We start from the raw sequence: 19092 nt of genomic DNA, 5'->3' as shown, positions 1-19092 counted from the left end.
GGGTTGGCTGCCTCGTTTGCCAAAGCAAAATCATTTAACAGCTCACTTTTGCAGATCGTCGAAACATCTCTGGAAATTCCCAAAGGCCTTGTAGCCTAAGTGAACATGGTCGCAATGAAAAAGGTTGTTAGACCATCCATCAGAGCTCTTTGAAAAGCTGTGCACATCAATAATCGAAAATCCGTATAGAGATGCCACCTCAGACAGTTGCTTGTTAAAGCGCACTATTATTTGCTTTCTTAAGTTATTAATGTCCGTTGGTAACCCATTTAGTTTGCTGGGTGCTGGCACATTTGTGAGATAGATGTCTCTCTTCAAATTAGCGCTGAGTTTGTTTACGAACGCCAGATATCCAGCAACTGTCCGGTCTGTCACCAATTCAATAGGCAGTCGATGCTTCTTTGCTGCCTTGATTATCCCCTCGTCGCCTCTGCAGTCAATCTCACCTGCAGAAAGTAAGATGGGTGAGTTCTTTGGAACTGAACGAAAGTGTTCAATCACATAGTTTTTGTATTGGTTATCTTCTTTGGTAGCCAAATGATAAGCTTTAAGGCCAAGACATATTTTAGGCGCTATCCGAAGGTGCTTTGATCCTAGTTTGAGTTGTCTGTGAGCAAAGCTGAGGCAGTGGCTGTCCCCAATATGTGAAACAGTGGGGAGCATTTGGCAGTGGTTTTGTATCTGGGCTTCTGTCAAATCCTCTGCTTGCTTAACAAGAAATCGGTAATAGGCACCACAAAAAGTAATGTCCTTTTCTTTGAGTGGATACTCGTCTGGCTTTTGTAATCGGGCAGAAAGGGTTGCTAATGTTTGCTCCAAACCTTTGACATCACCCTGTATGAATTGGTTTATAGCAAGGTTAGTCAAATACTTTGGTTCATTAGATAAACTCTTGAGCAAACCTTTATTATTTACTGCCTTAAAATATTTTGGATCCAATAATTCACCAGAGTATTGCAGCGATATTGCTTGAAGGTTGATGATCGCAGATAAATGGTTGGCGTCGTGCTGCAAACATGTTTCAAAGCATGTTATCGCTTGGCCAAGCTCGCCTCGTGAAGAGTGTAGATTGCCTAAATTATTCAGGACGGAAGTGTCGTTCTTGTCGTACTCCAGTGACGCCTCGAAGGCTTCGATCGCTCCAACAATATCCTTTATTTGTCTTAGGGCCATGGCCAGCATTTTGTGCGCTTCAGCAAAATCTGGTTTTAGAGCGATCGTTTTTTTGTAGCTTGCGATAGCATTTTCGAACGAGCCAGCAGCAAAATAAGCGTTGCCCAAGTTGAAATGACCGGCAAAAAAGTCTTCGTTGATCGCTAAAGCATTCCTGAAACAAGTTATAGCTTTCTCAATATCACCAAGAGATCGATAGGTGGCCCCTAGATTTTGATGATATTTTGCAACATCATTGTTGAGTGTTATTGCATGTTGATAATTCGCGGCTGCATCGTAGAGCAGACCTAATTCTGATTTAGCAATACCTAGGTTGAAGTAATTTTCAGAATTATTGGGTTCCAATTCGATCAGCTCCATAAGTTTCAAAGCTTCACGTTCAGTGTCACCCAATTTGGCGTAGGACGCTGCTTCAAGACGCAAAATATCTGGCGCTGACCCGATATTGGTTGAAATATTGGCGGCCTTTGCCAGCAGCAAACTATCGGAGTCCTCAAGTAACATGGACTTCGCTGTCTCCGGGTTAGTGTTTTTTCTCTGCGTTTGTTGGCAAGGCTGAAAATCGGAGTGACTGCTGATGGCGTTTTGTATGGCAAGTGCCCTCGTGTTCGCTGGGTAGTGGTCAAGAACAGTGCGTATTAGGTCCTGTGCAAGATGCACCTCGCCTCGCCCAAGGTGTTTTTTAGCCAGAGTTAAGTTGCGGTCGAGGTTCATAGGTGTCAGGGCCTTAATTATGATTTGCTAATTGCCACAGGCGATCAGACGTGGACTTGTTGAATAGAGGGTTATGAGCAACTTTTATGCCAGGCAAGTATGGATGGCTGAATTGTCAAAGGTTGAAACCTTTTGTGTTTGCATCAAAAAAGCCCCGGCAAAGTGCCTGCCGGGGCTTTTCGTCAAGTTTAGCTAGATTTTTCGAGCGGGCGTCATTTACCCTTGAAGAAGGGCAAGGATACCCTGTTTCGATTGGTTGGCCTGAGCAAGCATACTAGTTGCAGCCTGCGACAGGATTTGATGCTTGGTTAGCTCAGAGGTCTCCTTGGCAAAATCAGCATCCAGGATACGGCCGCGAGCACCTGAAGTGGCGTTCGAGATCGAAGACAGGTTGTTGATTGTGTACTCAAGGCGGTTCTGAATCGCGCCAAGATTACCACGGATGCTGTTCACAGTGTCGATCGCGTTATCGATTACTCCAAGAGCCTCGGTAGCACTGGCTGCCGATGCCACAGTGAGACCGGACATTGACTGACCACCAGACGCGCTCATGGTCGGCTCATTGACGTCAAAGTCGGCTGCACCAACATTCGATTCAATGAAACCGTGACCCGCAACAGCGGCGGCGGCGGCACTGTCACCAAGATCGATCTTGATTGGGTTGTTATTAACCGAGTCAAGCTTGATCGACGCATAGTGCGTGGCAGCTGTTCCAAAGATCGCCGGCATGGCAGAGACTTCCACTGCGAGCGTGGAGTCGCCATAGTCACCAGCTGCAGCGATTGAGATAACACCAGCAGCGTTCGACACATTCGAACCAGCGGCATCACGCATGTCAGCGCCTACAGTGGCGTCAGCACGCAGGGCTGCGACAATTGCATCCGCAACGGTGGTGGCCGTGTCAGTCGTGGTGACGGTATGGGTGACGGAGAACGCTGTACCCGTGCCTCCAGTTGACGAGACTGTGAATGTCCGACCTGCAATCACATCCGATGCGTCAATGGTGATATCCATTGCCGTTGCGGCAGTAGTTGTTGCTGCATCGGCCGCAGAGGTGAGACCATCATTCACCTCTACTGTGGTCGCGTAACCAACGGTGAGAGTTTGTATGTTCTCACCTTTCAGGGTCACGTTGTTGCCATTATACTCAGCTGTGATGCCCGTTGTTGCTTTTGCAGTGTTGATGTCATCTACAAGACCACTGATTGTACCGTCTGTCAGAGTGATTTCGTGACCATTCAGACGGAATGTGCCGTTCGCATCAAGATGATTGGTGTCGATACCAAACGCCTTGTTGAAGCTTGCTGAGGCGACAACGCCGGTCTCAGCGGACTTCGAATTCAGCAGGGTAAGCTTGTCAGTGAAGCTTGTGGAGACAAGATTTTCGTCGTAGATTTCCACACCATTGATTGTGAGGTCACCCTTTGCCCAGGTCGCTGCAGCACCAGCAGCGGTCAACGCATTACCGACCATGGTGTAACCGTCGGCAACTGTGTCGGCCTGTGTCTGACGGAAGCCAAGCACCTCAAGGTCTGACGAAGAGCCAACATTAGCGATTGCAAGGCCCTTGTTGCCTGCTTCAACACGGACAGGATTGTCGTCGTTGCTGGAAAGACGGAGGAAGCCTGCAAACGCTGTGCCGGCGCCGAAGGTACCTGTGGTGTCACCTAGGAAACCGGAGCCACCGTCGTAGGCACCTGCAGTTGCGCCAGTGTCTTGAACATTGATGGTTGCGCCAGTGTTGTTTGAAAGCACAAGCTTACCATCATCATTGACTGAAGCCTGGACAACACCACCCGTCTCAGCGTTGATATTGGCGGCCAGCTCTTCCATGCTGCTGGATGCTGAGATCTTGTAAGTGGTGGCGTCAGCGGCTGGCACTCCAAGCTCAGCAACCTTGATCTCAAGATCGCCATCAGCAGTAACACCGTTACCCTTTTGCTTGGCGGTAACAACGTTAAAGCCAGTTGCTGTTACGTTATCGACGTTGTCTGAGATGTTATTGATAATGTCTTCCATGTCATCAGATGTGGTGATGGCGCCAAGAGCCTGGCCATTTATCATGATGTCACCGGCATCAACAGCTGCAATAGCAATACGAGCGCTGACAACAGAATTGGCGCCAGCAGCACCTTCACCCATGCCGAGTGAGGAGGTCAGAACCGAGCCAATCTTAAGACCAACAGTCTGGCCGGCTTTGTCACCAATTTGGAAAGTAGATTTGTAGCTGCCATCCAACAACTTCTGGTTATTAAAAGTGGTGGTGGTTGCAACGCGGTCGATCTCGGCTTTAAGGGCCTGGACTTCGGCGTCGAGCGAGGAACGGTCGCCAGCATTCATCGTGCCGTTGGCTGACTGAACAGCCAGTTCACGAATACGCTGAAGCATGTTGGTGACTTCTTCCATCGCGCCCTCGGCAGTCTGAGCGAGCGACATGGAGTCATTCGAGTTTTTCACGGCCATCGCCAGACCACGGATCTGGGCTGTCATGCGGCTGGCAATTGCCAGGCCGGCAGCGTCATCTGCGGCACTGTTAACCTTCTGACCAGACGAGAGCTTGGCCATTGAGCTTTCCATGTCCTTATTCGTGTTCGAAAGATAATACTGAGCATTTAGCGCCGCAGTATTTGTATTAATCGCAGTCATAACGATCTCCTATTGTTGACTATGGTTTGGCTCACAAGCCAACTTGTCAGCCTCGTTAACGACGCATGAGAAATTTGATTAGCAATTTTTTTTGATTTTTTTGAATGTCCCCGTTTTTCAGTAAATTTGTAATTTTGCTTGGCTGATGACACATAATATGGAGTTGATGCTTGGAAATGGTTAATCTTTCGGGTATCGAAAGACGCTGTTATAGTTTGTGCTTAATGCAAGGAATAGCGAATGCCACATTGCCCTGGGTTTATGTTTGATGTTGCGGCGGCGCGAACTGCATCTGAATTTCTTAGCTCAGAACTTGGGTTGGAATCGTTTTCAAAAAAGTATTTTGAAGGTCTTTGCGAACATTACGAAGATATTACGCACGACGAAATTAATGGTGCTGCTGAAGACATGCTTCAGTTTCTGGCAGAGATAGAAGCTGGTGACAGTGCTTTTGATCTGCTGATCAGTTTCAGCTACTTCAGAATTTATTTTGAAGGCCCAAACCGGCCTAGAAAAATCAAGCCAATGTTTGGCAGCATCGAAGATCCGGTGAAGGTAAAGGAATGGTCAAAAGAAACATCATCGAAGTCGTTTCGCGCTTTCGTGTTCGGGTTGCGCTCTAACACCGTGCCACATGCGCCAACAGGCTGGTTGTTGGAGAATGAAGAGGCGACGCCTGTTTTGGCAAAGCTGGCGGCAGAAAAGCTATCACTGATCGACATATTATAGCGTCTGATTGGGCTGGAATTTCGGTTGCAAGGATGCCCTGCCTTACTGGTTCATGCCGCCCTTCCATGCCTCCATCATGTTATCAAGCGCTTTTTCAGTTTCTTTAAGACTGGCTACGGCCGCGTTCATTGCTGCGAATTTTACCTCGTGTCTTAGGCGTAGACGCTCGATGCTTTCCTCGAGCGCAGCCAGATCCTCATCATACTCTGACAGATCAGTATTGTAGTTTGTGATCTTCTTTTGTAGGTCGCTACCACTGGCCAAAACATTACGGCTGAAATTGTTCAGACTTTCAAACAGGCTTTTGCCAACGTAGATATTTGTGTCCGCGCCACTGCTCTTGATCGTCAGCTTCAGACCGCCAGCATCATGTCCACTGATCGTGTAGTCACTGCCCGACACCGTCATGGCCGAACCGTTCAGCGTGGCGGTGTTGTCGCTCGCTATATCAAAGCTGTATATGCCTTCTTTGGGATATGTGCCCGCAACCGTCGCTGCGACCAGTTCGCTTCCAGTCGTGATGCGGCTGGTTGTCATGGCCGTGAAAGCGTCAGGGTTGGCAAGGAAAGCCTCTTGGAATTTATTGCTGTCCAAGGAAAGTGAGCCATCACGGTTCGTAGTGACGCCAAAATCAGTCAAATAGATGGACGAGTCACCAAACCCAGTCACTGGGGTGGTGGTATAGTTCCTTAATTGTCGTCTCAGCATCCTGACATAGGGATCTCCAGCTAGAGGGCCGTCTTCTTCATTGGCCGCGCCACGTTTCGAGAGATCGCGCAATGTCGTGCTGATTGAGTTGATCTTGTCCACCATGATTTGCATGGCGCTTTCGGCCAGAGTTGAATCATAGGTGCCAGAAATGGTTTCAGCTGTACTTGTTGTCGATTTGATCGTTAGGGTTACGCCTTTTATGAGGTCGGCTACCTCATTCGTTTCACGTGTAATGGTCACGCCATCCATGTCGAATACGGCATCGCTGGCTGTGATTGTCTGTATTGAACTATCGGGGGATGTATACTCAAAACCGCTCAGCCCGGCTGCACCAACATCTTCTGTTGCGGTGACTTTCATGGCGTGAGCTGCGCCCTCGCGCGCCTTCAGAACAAGCGCGTAGCTTGAGTTTCCGGTTTTCAGGATAGAGGCTGTCACATCCATGTTGGATGCATTGATGGCATCTCTGAGATCTGCAAGGGTGCCCTGGCCAGTTGCGAGAGCAACGTCAACATCGCTGCGATCACTGTTGGCAGTAAAGGAACCGTCGCTATTCCAGGTGCCAAAAGAAAAAGAGAGGGTTCCTGTTCCCGTGGAGGCCGTTTCGCTCGAATAGCCATCAAATACAAGGGTCTGACCAGCAGCGACGGTGGTAACATTCATTGCGTGGCTGAAGCTACCCGCTAGCTTCGCGTCGGCTATTTTTACATCGATAGACGAGCCGCTTGCGGTGACTGACAGACCAGTTATCTCTTCAATTGGTGCTAGTCCGTTATCAAAAGTTTCAAACCCCCGTTTGATCTGGCCAAGGCTGGAGATTTCGACTGTGCGCTTTTCTTTGGCAGAGTTTATTTCACTTGCCTTAGGCGCACGCTCTGCTTCTACCAGCGCGTCAATGATCTCAGTGGTATTAAGTCCGCTCCCTACATTAAGCGAACTCAGATAATCAATGGCCATGATTGTTCACCAGAACTGGGAATACCTAACGAACTGTTAACGACGAGCTGGTGCAAACTTTATGCCATTCAAGAAAATTCACGTGCCAAGGGTAAAAATTCATATTAACGTTTGGAATTCAGCGGTGTGATATGGGTAAATTTATATCTAGAGCCGCTCTCGGGAGCCTTTGCATGTAGCGGATTATGGATGTTTTGAGTGGCACTGGCCAGAATAGTAAAAAACTAGGTGCTATCACGCACCTTCTCAAATCCATTGTGGTTGGAATTATTACTGGGCTTGGCTTTGGCCTTGTCATGGCGGTTGTGTCTAATGGATTTGTCCTTGGGGTCAGAACTTTGTCATCCCTCCGTGACGGTAAATTTTTTGACGCGTTAAAATTTGGCGAAACGCCTTTTTCCTTCGCTCCTGTGGTCAGTCTTCTCATCGCCGTCGTCGCCATTCTGGTAGTGCGGCGCGTTTTTGCGATAAAGCGTTGGCATGGGCCGGCGGATGCCATTTATGCGGCGCATAGAAGTGACAACGAGCTTGATGTGAAGTCGGGCTTTGGGTCAACCTTGGCGGCGTTTATCTCGGCTAGCGGCGGTGCCTCGGTTGGCCAATATGGACCTCTGGTGCATTTCGGTGCGACAGTGGGAAGTTTTCTGCGTCAGAAAACCGGTGGCGCGTTGAGCACTGATATTTTTATTGGTTGTGGTGTCGCTGGTGCCATTGCTGCCGGATTTAATGCGCCAATTGCAGGCATCGTCTTCGCACATGAAGCTGTTCTAAGGCATTTTTCTATGAGGGCTATCGTGCCTATCGCCATAGCGAGTGTGTCTTCTGTATGGTTCAGCAACGCTTTTTTTGGCTCGACCCACATCTTTGATCTGTCAGATGTCAGCATCAATCTTGGTCATATGTTGCCAACAGCGCTTTTGGCCGGACCTCTATTCGGCCTTTTGGCAGTTCTGTTCATGTTGGCGATACGGTTTAGCGCCCGTTTCGCCACCAACTCAGGCTGGTCGCCACTCCGGTTGTTACTTACCGCCGCGATAGGCACGGGGGTCTTTGGCATGTTCATGCCTGAAGTTCTTGGGCTGGGTACGTCGGCATTGAGTTTGATGTTGGATGGTGGTTTTGAGCCGTCCTATCTGATTTTGCTTGTTGTTGCCAAGCTAATGCTGACAGCGCTGTGTATCGGATTCGGTCTGTTTGGGGGTATCTTTTCGCCGGCGCTGTTTGTTGGTGCTGCCGCGGGTGCTGTGATGGGTAACATCATGGTTGGAACCATGGGCTTTGGTTCGATAACAGCGCTAAGTATCTGTGGTATGGCTGCTGTTGCAAGCGCGGTCATTGGCGCGCCGGTTGCTGGAGTATTGATCATTCTCGAGCTCACGATGAATTATGATTTCGCACTTGTTGCAATGATCAGCGTTGTGGCATCGATCATGGTCACCAATCTGGTCTTCGGTCATTCGTTCTTTGACAGGCAGCTTCTTGATCGTGGCATCGATGTCTCACAGGGGCGCGGGCATATCGAGATGACGGAAATGCCAGTTTTGTCAGTAGTGGATAGTAACTTCTGCCGCATATCGCCAAATGCGGATGTAGGGTTTGCGATTAAGGAACTGAGAAGGTTAGAGGTGACGGAGGCCTATGTGGTCGACGTTAATTCAAGATTCCATGGCAAACTGCGCCTGCATGAATTGCTGTCGCATAATACTGAGGCAATGGTGCTGCCCTTTGCAGATGATATGCCCATATCAATCAAGCATGACGCCTCGTTACAACAGGCAATTGAGGTGGCGAGTGATTTTGTTGGCGAGAGTATTCCGGTTATAAACCGGTTAGAGAACACGTTGGTTGGAGTGGTGACTGAGGCGGATCTCTTCAAGCTTTACCTCAGTCTTCAACACCGCGTATCAGACCTTGAACGGACCTAAGGTGTGTCGATCACAACTCTGTGTAGATGAACCAGTCAGGCAAGAATATCCAGTTGGTTTTTGAACCGTGGTGTCTCGCTGTGAAGGTTGGAAATTCGGAGCATCCGTGTGGCCAAAACGTTATGGCTGAATTCAGGCATCATGAGACTGCGCGCTTCCAACGCTCTCTCGGTTGAAATCGTCGAAGGCGCTAGCCTGGGGCTCGCAATTGTCATTGGCCTGCGCTGATAATCTTCCTTGTTCCGGTCAGTGGAAGCTACAGCCGGAACACCGCTATGTGTCTGCCGATGTGTTGGCACACCATTTGCAAACGACTGCGTAAGAGTGGCGCCAGGGTCACTAGGCAAAGTGGTTAGCGTGGGTGCAGGTCCAGAGATCATGCAAAAACGATACCAGCTTTCTCGGTTGCGTCCACCCCATGGGGGACGTGTATGGGCAACCAGTTGAAATTGTGAGTAAAAATAAGATGGCGACGAAGAGAATCTTAAACGCTTACACAAGTGTCAATCGGGAGGCGCTGGTCGAATCGGATGATCCTCAGGCGCTGATTATGATCTTACTCGACGAGCTTCTCAGGGCAATGCACATCTATGTCAAACTCATCGAAACTGAGGACAGTGATGAAAAGCGGAAAACCGATCACCTCGCGCGCTCCCTCACCATGCTTTACGGGCTTCAATCCTGTTTGAATTTTGAAGAAGGGGGAGAGATCGCGGAGAACCTTTACCGTCTCTATGAATATGGACGACTACAGCTGATCGAAACCTCGCGCAATGGCAAGGTTGATGGCACAAAGACTGCAATCGACGCTATCGAAGAAATAAGAGAGGCATGGTCCGCTATGAATACCAAAACTGACATCCAGAATAAGGCATATGGGTCGTAAGAAGATGAAGATGAGTGTTCAGTCAAACAAGGATGACTTTCTGACGAAGTTCACTGAGCTTTGCTCGCAACTCGAAAGTGCTCTCGAAAAGCATGATTTCGATAAGGCGAGGCGTATCGATGTCGCGCGTAGACAGATGCTGCATAAATTTACCAGCAGGCCGATGTCCGGTGGTGACAAACTCTTCTTCGATACACTCGAGCGATGTGCAGCTGACAATGCTCGTGCCATCACAAAAATCACAGAGGAGATGGGTCAAATTCAACGACAGGCTAGCCGCAAAATGCGGCAATTGAATGGTTATAGGGTCAGTCGAAGTCAGTAGACCCATCATTTGTTGTCGTGGCTGGTCGAACGCCGTGCACCGACATCTCAGTCTTCTTTCGTGGAACGTCGCTCGATCATCAGCTTTTTCATCTTTTCGATCAGTGTGGTGCGACGCAGCTTCAACGCCTCTGCCGCCTGGCTGACCATACCGTCCGATTTGGCAAGCGCCGCTTCAATCAACACCACCTCGACATCACGAAGATGACGACGCATGTCGATGCTGTCAAAATAGCTGAACCAGTCGGCATAATGTGCCGGGTGGGGCAACGGCGGCTCGCTGTTTTCGGTCATGATGTCGACGCCGCCAAGCCCTTGCGAGGCTTCCCACAGCGCATCCATCTCCTCGGCCCGGTCAGGGGCTTTCATGCGCAGCAGGTTCTCGCGAACCTGCGTTGCCGTGATGGGCTGGCTGGGAAACATCACCATCGCCCGTTCCAGCACATTGCGAAGTTCGCGCACATTGCCCGGCCATGGATAGCGCGAAAGTTCGGCCATGGCGCTGTCGTCAAGCGTTGGTGCCTCGACTTCTTGAGCCATGGCAAGGGTCTTCAGGATCGCCGTGGCAATCATCGGGATATCGACCTGACGTTCGGCCAGGGTTGGAACCTGCACCGGAAACACATTGATCCGATAGAACAGATCGGCCCGGAACGCGCCTTCATCAACGCGTGACTGGATATTCTGGTGCGTTGCACAGACAAGCCGGAAATCCACCGCTATTTCATCATTGCCGCCAACACGCTGGACCTTGCGTTCCTCGAGGACACGCAGCAGCTTTGTCTGAAGCGGCAGTGGCATGTCGCCGATCTCATCCAGAAACAAGGTGCCGCCCCGTGCCAGCTCCACCCGGCCCTCGCGCGGTTTGTCGGCACCGGTGAAAGCACCCTTCTCATGCCCAAAGATTTCGGATTCCAGCAATTCCGACGGGATCGCGGCGCAATTGACCGATACCAACCTGCCACGGCGGCCAGAAGCCGCGTGAATGGCGCGGGCGACAAGCTCCTTGCCGGTACCCGTTTCGCCAAGCACAAGCACGCTTGTCGGCGAAGGCGACACAACGTCTATCAGTTTTTTCAGTTCTTTGACTGGCACGGATTGGCCGACAATAATGTCGTCTATCGAACTGTCCATGCTCTTTCCCACCACAAAAACAAAAATCGAACGAGGCGACAGGCGTCAATAATTTGCCAAAGAGTACAGCTTCACGCGGGCGGATGTCAAAATTTTGATGGGGCCGGGGTCGGTGTTGAAAATTCGTCGGAAACCCGACTTCTGGTGGGTGTATGACAGCCCATTCCGAACATTCCTGGTGTGGCCCTGATACGAAAGTGAAAATTTATGTACATGGTAGATATCTGAAAATTAATGAATAATTAAGAAAATCCGTTTTTTTTTAACCTTTGCTGGCCTTGCTGGCAGGGTTCTTGCCTTTGGTCTGGCAGAGATAGTTTTTGCTTGAGGCCAGAGACATGAGCACAATCCGCCTTGAACATGAAAGGTTTGCGTCAGCCGAGAGGCTGGACTGCATTCTTAAGGACCGGCTGCTGAAGGTTGCCACTTCGGATGGCGACCTTACAGGTGACCCGAAATCAAACACCTATATATGCAGCGCCGCGTTCGAAGCATCGATTGGCGGCGAGACCGAGGCCATTGCAAGAGGTCGCGCCGCGCGGGCCGGTTCGATGATGATCATCGACGAGACGGCCGACAGTTTTGCGCTGACTGAATCGCTTGGTGGCAAGCTCATCCGCCTTGCCATTCCCGCGGCCCCGCAGGCGTCAATGGCCGATGATTATGGTCTGCAGCTGGCCGCAACGCTGTTGTCCGACAGTCGGACGGTTGCGTGTGGCGACCAGGTCAGTCGCGATCTGCTGGCGCTGGCGCGCCGCGTCGCGCAGACCGAAGTCACTGTTTTCATCAATGGCCCGACCGGCACCGGAAAAGAGGTACTGGCCAAATTCATCCATAATCATTCCGAACGTGCAGACGCGCCGTTTGTCGCGGTGAACTGCGCCGCCATTCCGGACAACATGCTCGAAGCCATCCTGTTCGGTCATGAAAAGGGTGCCTTTACCGGTGCCTCGACAGCCAACAAGGGTATCTTCCGGGCGGCTGATGGCGGCACGCTGCTGCTTGACGAAATTTCCGAGATGCCGATGGCGCTGCAGGCAAAGCTGCTTCGCGCGCTTCAGGAAAAGGCCGTGACACCGATCGGCTCGCAGACCGACATTCCTGTTGATGTCCGCGTTGTTGCAACAACCAACCGGAATATGGCCGAAGAAATCCGTGCGGGCCATTTTCGTGAGGATCTCTATTACCGCCTGAACGTCTTTCCGCTGAACACCGTGGCGCTAGCAACGCGGCCGGACGACATTGTTCCGGTGGCAACCTTCCTGTTGAGCCGTCATGTCAAATCCGCGTCGGATCTGCCATGGCTTGCCGATGATGCCATCGAGACGCTGCGTGGCTATGGCTGGCCGGGCAATGTTCGCGAGCTTGAGAATGTGCTGCAGCGGGCGCTGGTACTGGCCCAGGGCGGCGTGGTGTCGGCAAATGAAATCCTGATCGATGACGTGATGAACCAGCTTTCCGACGAGCTTCCAAACAGCATGGCGGCTGCCTTCCGGCAGACCGCTGTCCAGGCCTGACGCCCGGACCACAGAGATTTAGCGAGGTAAGGTGACATGACAACCATTGGACCCATCAGCAGTTCTGTCGGCAGCGCGCATGCACAGGTGCTGAAACGTGCCGAACAGGCGCTTCAGACCGAAAAGCCGACCCAGGCATTCACCGACCGCATGACCAATGCGCTGGATCAGGTGGCCGACGCGCAGTCAAAATCCGCCGAGCTGACCAAGGCCTATGAAATGGGCATGGAGAATGACCTCAGCAAAGTGATGATCAGCCAGCAGGTTTCCTCGCTTGGCTTCCAGCTGACCCTGAATGTCCGGAACAAGGTGCTGAGCGCCTACAAGGACATCATGAACATGCCGGTCTGATCCGGCCTCACGACACCTGACGGTCGACAATAAACAGGAACCGAAACGATGGCAGAAGCAACGACAGTGATGGATACGAACGCAGCCGGCCAGGCCGATGAGGCCACAACCGCGGTCGCCGCTGTACCGACATCAGGACCGATGGCGATCCTCTATCGTCTGACCGGTGGCCAGAGCCTTCGCCAGGTGCTTCCCGCCTTTGGCGCCATTGTGATTTCGGTGGTCGGGCTGGTCTTTTTCGTGGTCTCGCAGCAGCCGGAGCGCACAACGCTCTATGCCTCGCTGCCAGAAGGTGAAAAAGCCCGTGTTGTTGACGCGCTGAAGAATTCCGGGGTCGATGTGACACTCGATCCGACGACGGGTGATGTGATCGTGCCGGTGGCGGATTATCACAGTTCGCGTATGACGCTTGCCGCGCAGGGGCTGCCGGCCTCTATTCCCGACGGGTATGACGCCATTGCCGACATTCCCATGGGGTCCAGCCGGTCGGTTGAAAATGTGCGACTGAAACAGAGTCAGGAAATCGAACTGGCCCGATCCATCAGTGAAATTGACGGTCTTGTCACGGCGCGGGTCCATCTTGCGATTCCCGAAAAATCGGTATTTGCCCGCGCCTCGACGCCGCCGACAGGGTCGGTTTTCGTGCAGATGGAAAATGGTCGCTCGCTGTCCCGTCAGCAGGTGGACGCCATTGTTCATCTGGTGTCCTCGTCGATCCCGTTCATGGCCAAGAATGATGTCACGGTTGTTGACCAGTATGGCAATTTGCTGTCCCGCCCACCGCAGGACAGTGCCGGCATGCTGTCTGATGCCCAGCTTGAACATCGTATCCGGCTTGAAGATATCTACCGCAACCGCCTGATTGCCCTTGTCAGCCCGATTGTCGGAGCCGGCAATGTCACCGCACAGGTCAATCTTGATATGGATTTCACCCGCAGCGAAATCACCGAGGAGATCGTGGATCCCGAGGGAAATGCCCTGCGTAGCGAGCAGCGCAGCAATGATTATTCGAGCGAAGTAACGGCGCGTGGCGTTCCCGGTGCCACCACCAACAGAGCACCGACCCAGACGGAAATCGACACGCAGCAGGGTGATGATGGCGGCAACGGCGCGATGAAGAACAGGTCATCGAGCGAGACACGCAACTACGAAGTCAGCCGGACCGTGTCCACCACGCTGCGCCCAAGCAACCAGATCACCCGTATCCATGCCGCGGTGCTGATCCGCGAAATGGAGGTTGTGAACCCGGAGACGGGAATCAGGGAAGTTCAGGAGATTCCACAGGAAAAGCTTGCCGAGATCACAGCCCTTGTGTCCAACGCGATCGGCATTGACAGTGATCGCGGCGATAGTCTGACCGTGTCCAGTTCGACCTTTGTGTCGGCACTCGAGGGTGTCAAAAAACCTTGGTATGACATGGACTGGGCGGTCACCATCATGCGTCAGGGCCTGACCATTCTGATCATGGCGGTGGTTGTCCTGGGAGTGATCCGTCCGCTGATCAACCGGATCATGGTGCCGACCGCGACAGGTGGCCCGGGCGAGGCTGTCGTCAGCATGGATGACGATGTCGATCTCGATACGGTCGAAATTCAGGAAGGCGAGTCGCTTGAGGACATCAAGGCCAAGCTGAAGCCGAAGAAGGCTGCAATCTCGGCAGAAATGCTGGATACGGCGAACACCTATGATGATAAGGTGGCGGTGATCCGTATGATCGTCTCGGACGAGGCTGGCCGTGTATCGAACGTCTTCAAGACGATGATGCAAAAGGACATGGATACCGTGTAGACCGGCCCGCCCGGTCCACACCAGATAAGAATGCCCCTTTAGATAGGTGAGGTTGTCATGGCAGAGCAGAAGAACGAAGAAGACACCGATTCCGTATATGATTCCCTGTCGGGAACCCAGAAATCGGCCATTCTGATGATGCTTCTCGGTGAAGAGGAAGCTTCTGAAATCCTGCGGAACCTGTCACCGCGCGAGGTTCAGCATCTGGGGACGGCCATGTATTCCGTCCAGGGTCTGGATCAGGATACGGTGAACAGGGTTCTGGATGAATTCCTCGCCATCATCAAGGAACAGACCAGCCTTGGTCTCGGGGCCGGCAACTATATCCGTAACGTGATGACACGCGCCCTTGGCGAGGATAAGGCGGAATCCGTACTCAGCCGGATCACCCCGTCCAGTACAGACAGGCCGATTGAAATCCTGGACTGGATGGATGCCAGGTCCATTGCGGAACTGATCATTGATGAGCATCCGCAGATCATCGCGCTGATCATCTCCTATCTCGATTACGGCCTTGGGGCCGATGTTCTGGGACTGCTTCCCGAAGACTCGCAGTCCGACGTCATTGCCAGGATTGCCACTCTGCAGACCGTGCAGCCGGACGCGCTTCGCGAGCTTGAAGATGTCATGCAGCGCAAGTTCAAGGCGAATACCTCGCTTCGTGCCTCGCAGGTCGGCGGTGTGACGGCGGCGGCCAAGATCATGAACTTCACCAAACAGGCGATGGAAGCGCGCATCATGAATGCGCTGAAGGATAATGATGAAGACCTGATGGTCGCCATTCAGGAAAGCATGTTTGTCTTTGACAACCTCATCATGTCCGACGACAAATCGCTGCAGACGCTGCTTCGCAGTGTCGACACTGAGGATCTGGTGCTGGCGCTCAAGGGCGCGGACGAACCGCTCCGCGACAAGCTGTTCAGCTGTATGTCCTCACGCGCTGCCGCGAACCTTCAGGACGAGATGGAAGCACTTGGCCCGGTCCGTCTCACCGAGGTTCAGGAAGCACAGAAACGGATCATCAATGTTGCACGCCGGATGTCGGATGAAGGCTCTATCGTCCTTGCCGGTCGTGGCGGTGACGACTTCGTCTAGACAGGGATGAACAGGCTATGTCCATAAGCACCACAACCAATGAAAGTTTGTCCGACGCTCTGGACCCGGCCATTGCCGAGGCGGCCCAGCAGGGTCGCCTGGACGATGCCGAGATCCAACGCCTTGTCGTGCTGTCACGTGATGCTGGCTATCAGCGTTCCGACCGCGTGCCGGTAAAGACCGTCGAGGCGTTTGAACCAAGGTCGCTGGTGTCCATCGCGATGGATGCCCAGCGTCGCCGTGAAGCCGAGATGCGGACCGCGGCGGCGGCAGGGGCGGTGATCGACCCCGACAGCGCTGATGCAGACAGTGCGCAGGCTGACACAGCGGCCGGTGATCACCCACAGGATGAACAGTCCAACGCCGTTACACAGGCCGATTCCATGATGCCGGCTGGCGAAAATGGCGATGCTGTGGCTGCTGACGATGCTGCCAATGCTGCCAATGCCCAGGCGGAGACAGATTCGGAGACAGATTCGGACGCAGAAGCTGAAGCCGATGGTGGGGAATCGTCCTCCCAGGGCACATCGCAGATTGATTTCGAGGCGGGTCATGCCGCCGGTTTTGAAGAAGGCCGCCAGTCTGGACTTGAGGAAGGTCACGCCACCGGTCTTGAAGAAGGCCGTGCGGCGGGTCGTGCCGAGGCATCGGCGCAGCTTGAGCGCGCCATTCAGGCCTTCGAAACTGCCGCTGGCAAACTTGATGGGCTGACCGGTATCGACAGCACGGCGCTGGGTGACAGTATCCGGAATGCCATCCTGACGCTTGCCAGCGAACGGGCCGGACGGGCCATTGCCGAACAGCCGGATGCGTTCGCGGACCGGGTCGAAAGTCTTCTTGCGGCCATTCGGGCGTCCTCCGGTCAACCGGTGATCCGCCTGAACCCCGGCGATCTGGGAAGCATCCAGCCGCTTGTCGAGACCCGCGAGAAACTGCGTCACTGCAGCTTTGTTGCCGCGCCAGATCTTGCGCCCGGCGATCTGACGGTCACCGTTGGCACCATCGGTATTGACGATATTATCCTGCCGGCCTCGCAGGCAGCGGACGAAGCCGATAGATCGGCAGCGGCTGTTGAACCTGTAGCAGCACCGCCTGAAATGGCAGACGCCGAGACTGGCCTTGAGGCTGAAGCGGAAGCAGGAGCTGAAATTCAAGCAGAAGCAGAAACCGGAGCAGAAGCGGAAACCGACGCTGACGAGGACGCGGTCGGTGAAGCCTTGGATGTTGCAGATATTGATCCGGAATCCGATGCCAGCACGGATCCCGAACCGCAGACAGGCGATGACGATGACTGAGCTGACGCGCGGTCTTGTCGCCGGCATCGATCTGATGGCCGATGATCGACGTATGTCGATGTTCGGCCATGTCAGCCGTTTTGATGGCCAGATGATCGAATGCGGTGGATTCCCTGCGAATATCGGGTCGCTTTGCCACGTCCAGACAGATGATGAAAGCGCCCCGGCCGTTGCCGAGCTCATCGGTTTCAACAACGGCAACAATCTGCTTTCGCTACATCAGTTCGGCGCCCGGATCAGGGTTGGTGCCAGGGTTACACTGGCTGATGATGGGGCCAATATTCAGGTTGGCGACGGGCTGCTGGGGCGCATCACCGACGCGCTTGGCAACCCTCTTGATGCTGGTGCTGAACTGCGACTTGACGGTCGCTGGCCGCTGATGGGGCGCGAGATCAACCCGCTGGCGCGCAAGCCTGTCGACGCCCCGCTCGATGTCGGGGTGCGGGCGATCAACGCGCTGTTGACGGTTGGCAAGGGACAGAGGATTGGCATCATTGCCGGGTCCGGTGTCGGAAAGTCCGTTTTGCTTGGAATGATGAGCCGCTTTACCACGGCAGATGTTGTCGTTGTCGGGATGATCGGTGAACGGGGCCGCGAGGTTGGCGAATTCGCAAAGATTGTTCTGGATGGGGATGCGGCAAACCGGACAACGATTGTCGCTGTGCCGGCGGACCGCTCGCCACTGTTGCGGATCCGGGGTGCTGAACGTGCTACGGCGATCGCCGAATATTATCGTGATCAGGGCAAGGATGTCCTGCTGATCATGGATTCGCTGACGCGGGTGGCGCATGCCCGCCGCGAAATCGGACTGGCGCTTGGCGAACAGCCGACCGCAAAGGGCTATCCGCCTTCCGTTGTTTCGATGATTCCGCGCTTGATCGAACGCACCGGAAGTGGTGCCGCCGGTCAGGGCACCATCACCTCGATCTATACCGTGCTTGCCGATGGCGATGATACCAACGATCCGGTTGTCGATACGGCGCGGGCGATTCTGGATGGGCATATCCTGCTATCTCGTCAACAGGCGCAGTTGGGGGTCTATCCCGCCATTGATGTTCCATCATCCGTCAGCCGGGTGATGAATGACATTGTTGATGCCGACCAGAGCGAGGCGGCACGGAAATTCCGCCGTCTTGTGTCACTCTATCTGGAAAATCGCGATTTGATCCTGATGGGTGGATACGCGCCAGGACAGGATGCCGACCTCGATCTTGCGGTCAGCATCTGGCCGCAGCTGATGGATCTGATCCAGCAGAGTGGTGCTGACAAGGCTGCCTTTGGTGCCAGTCGCAACGCGCTTGTCGGACTGATGGGTGGCTGAGCATGGCCCGAGGGCGAAGCGTCTTTCACCTGATGGCCCTGAAGCAGAAGGTCGCTCTGGCACGCAAGACCAGGGCTGTCCAGACGCTGCAGGAAGAGCTTGTGCGTGCCGAAGGGGTGCGCGACCGTCTGGCAGAGATGGCGGATGATATGACGGTGCCGCTTGGCGAAACTACGGTTGGCCATCTGCGGTCCGCAAGCTGGTATGGCAGTCAGGTTCAGGAGCAGCTGAAAACGATTTCTAACCGGGCTGAATTCCTGACCGAGGAAGTGGCGAGTCACCGCCGTGACGCAGCACGGGTGCGGCATCAGCATAACCGTGCCGTCGAAAAGGGCGAGGCTCATGATCGTAAGCTCCGCAGTATCCGCGAGGACAAGGCGGATGCCGCCATGCCGTCGCGGCGACCTGTCAAACGATAGCGCCATACTTCATCTGATTTTTCGGCATGTTCCGTCTCTGGCATTGATTTTGCAGCAGTGCCGGAGGGGCAATCCATTTTTGCGGGCAGCGGGATGCCGGAAAGGAA

15 protein-coding genes are annotated in these 19092 nt (G+C 53.4%); 10 read left to right on the top strand and 5 right to left on the bottom strand.

Annotation, left to right across the window (positions count from 1 at the left end):
- Positions 1 to 42 precede the first annotated feature (42 nt).
- Both AB3X55_09060 and AB3X55_09055 read right to left on the bottom strand, forming a co-directional pair.
- Complete coding sequence (locus AB3X55_09060) at positions 43 to 1887, bottom strand: tetratricopeptide repeat protein (protein ID MEX0503730.1); 1845 nt, start codon at positions 1885 to 1887, stop codon at positions 43 to 45.
- A 216-nt stretch (positions 1888 to 2103) separates the two neighbouring features.
- Positions 2104 to 4533 (bottom strand): flagellin, encoded by a 2430-nt coding sequence (locus tag AB3X55_09055; GenBank protein MEX0503729.1) that lies wholly within the window; start codon positions 4531 to 4533, stop codon positions 2104 to 2106.
- 240 nt (positions 4534 to 4773) lie between these two features.
- Here AB3X55_09055 and AB3X55_09050 point away from each other — a divergent pair, with 240 nt between their 5' ends.
- Positions 4774 to 5262 carry a hypothetical protein gene (locus AB3X55_09050; GenBank protein ID MEX0503728.1) on the top strand — a complete coding sequence of 163 codons (489 nt, stop codon included), beginning with the start codon at positions 4774 to 4776 and terminating at the stop codon, positions 5260 to 5262.
- Between the two features lie 42 nt (positions 5263 to 5304).
- Here the strand turns inward: AB3X55_09050 and fliD are convergent, their stop codons facing one another.
- Positions 5305 to 6930 (bottom strand): flagellar filament capping protein FliD, encoded by a 1626-nt coding sequence (gene fliD, locus AB3X55_09045; protein ID MEX0503727.1) that lies wholly within the window; start codon positions 6928 to 6930, stop codon positions 5305 to 5307.
- Positions 6931 to 7115: 185 nt separating this feature from the next.
- Here fliD and AB3X55_09040 point away from each other — a divergent pair, with 185 nt between their 5' ends.
- Both AB3X55_09040 and fliS read left to right on the top strand, forming a co-directional pair.
- Complete coding sequence (locus tag AB3X55_09040; GenBank protein MEX0503726.1) at positions 7116 to 8855, top strand: chloride channel protein; 1740 nt, start codon at positions 7116 to 7118, stop codon at positions 8853 to 8855.
- Positions 8856 to 9273: 418 nt separating this feature from the next.
- Positions 9274 to 9741: a flagellar export chaperone FliS gene (gene fliS, locus AB3X55_09035; GenBank protein MEX0503725.1), complete on the top strand. Its 468-nt coding sequence runs from the start codon at positions 9274 to 9276 to the stop codon at positions 9739 to 9741.
- Between the two features lie 22 nt (positions 9742 to 9763).
- On the opposite strand, the gene AB3X55_09030 is transcribed toward fliS, so the two are convergent.
- A complete protein-coding gene (locus AB3X55_09030) occupies positions 9764 to 10075 on the bottom strand; it encodes a hypothetical protein (GenBank protein MEX0503724.1) in 312 nt (103 codons plus the stop codon).
- A gap of 38 nt (positions 10076 to 10113) precedes the next feature.
- A complete protein-coding gene (locus tag AB3X55_09025) occupies positions 10114 to 11199 on the bottom strand; it encodes a sigma-54 interaction domain-containing protein (GenBank protein ID MEX0503723.1) in 1086 nt (361 codons plus the stop codon).
- 338 nt (positions 11200 to 11537) lie between these two features.
- On the opposite strand from AB3X55_09025, the gene AB3X55_09020 reads away from it, so the two are divergent.
- The 7 genes from AB3X55_09020 to AB3X55_08990 are packed head-to-tail and all read left to right on the top strand — an operon-like array spanning position 11538 to position 18985.
- On the top strand, positions 11538 to 12716 hold the full coding sequence (locus AB3X55_09020) for a sigma-54 interaction domain-containing protein (protein MEX0503722.1): 1179 nt from the start codon (positions 11538 to 11540) through the stop codon (positions 12714 to 12716).
- Between the two features lie 36 nt (positions 12717 to 12752).
- On the top strand, positions 12753 to 13067 hold the full coding sequence (gene fliE, locus AB3X55_09015; protein MEX0503721.1) for a flagellar hook-basal body complex protein FliE: 315 nt from the start codon (positions 12753 to 12755) through the stop codon (positions 13065 to 13067).
- 48 nt (positions 13068 to 13115) lie between these two features.
- Positions 13116 to 14855 carry a flagellar basal-body MS-ring/collar protein FliF gene (fliF, locus tag AB3X55_09010; protein MEX0503720.1) on the top strand — a complete coding sequence of 580 codons (1740 nt, stop codon included), beginning with the start codon at positions 13116 to 13118 and terminating at the stop codon, positions 14853 to 14855.
- Positions 14856 to 14912: 57 nt separating this feature from the next.
- Positions 14913 to 15950, top strand: a complete 1038-nt coding sequence (fliG, locus tag AB3X55_09005; GenBank protein MEX0503719.1) for a flagellar motor switch protein FliG — start codon at positions 14913 to 14915, stop codon at positions 15948 to 15950.
- 17 nt (positions 15951 to 15967) lie between these two features.
- Entirely contained in the window at positions 15968 to 17245 is a 1278-nt protein-coding gene (locus AB3X55_09000) for a FliH/SctL family protein (GenBank protein ID MEX0503718.1), read from the top strand.
- 34 nt (positions 17246 to 17279) lie between these two features.
- Positions 17280 to 18566, top strand: coding sequence for a FliI/YscN family ATPase (locus AB3X55_08995; GenBank protein MEX0503717.1), 1287 nt, complete (start codon positions 17280 to 17282; stop codon positions 18564 to 18566).
- Positions 18567 to 18568: 2 nt separating this feature from the next.
- Positions 18569 to 18985 carry a hypothetical protein gene (locus AB3X55_08990; protein MEX0503716.1) on the top strand — a complete coding sequence of 139 codons (417 nt, stop codon included), beginning with the start codon at positions 18569 to 18571 and terminating at the stop codon, positions 18983 to 18985.
- Positions 18986 to 19092 lie beyond the last annotated feature (107 nt).

The sequence above is a fragment of the Alphaproteobacteria bacterium LSUCC0719 genome (genome assembly GCA_040839025.1).
Classification (GTDB): Bacteria; Pseudomonadota; Alphaproteobacteria; order Puniceispirillales; family Puniceispirillaceae; genus UBA8309.
Note: the sequence above shows the minus strand (reverse complement) of the source record. Positions and strands in the feature narration are given on the sequence as shown.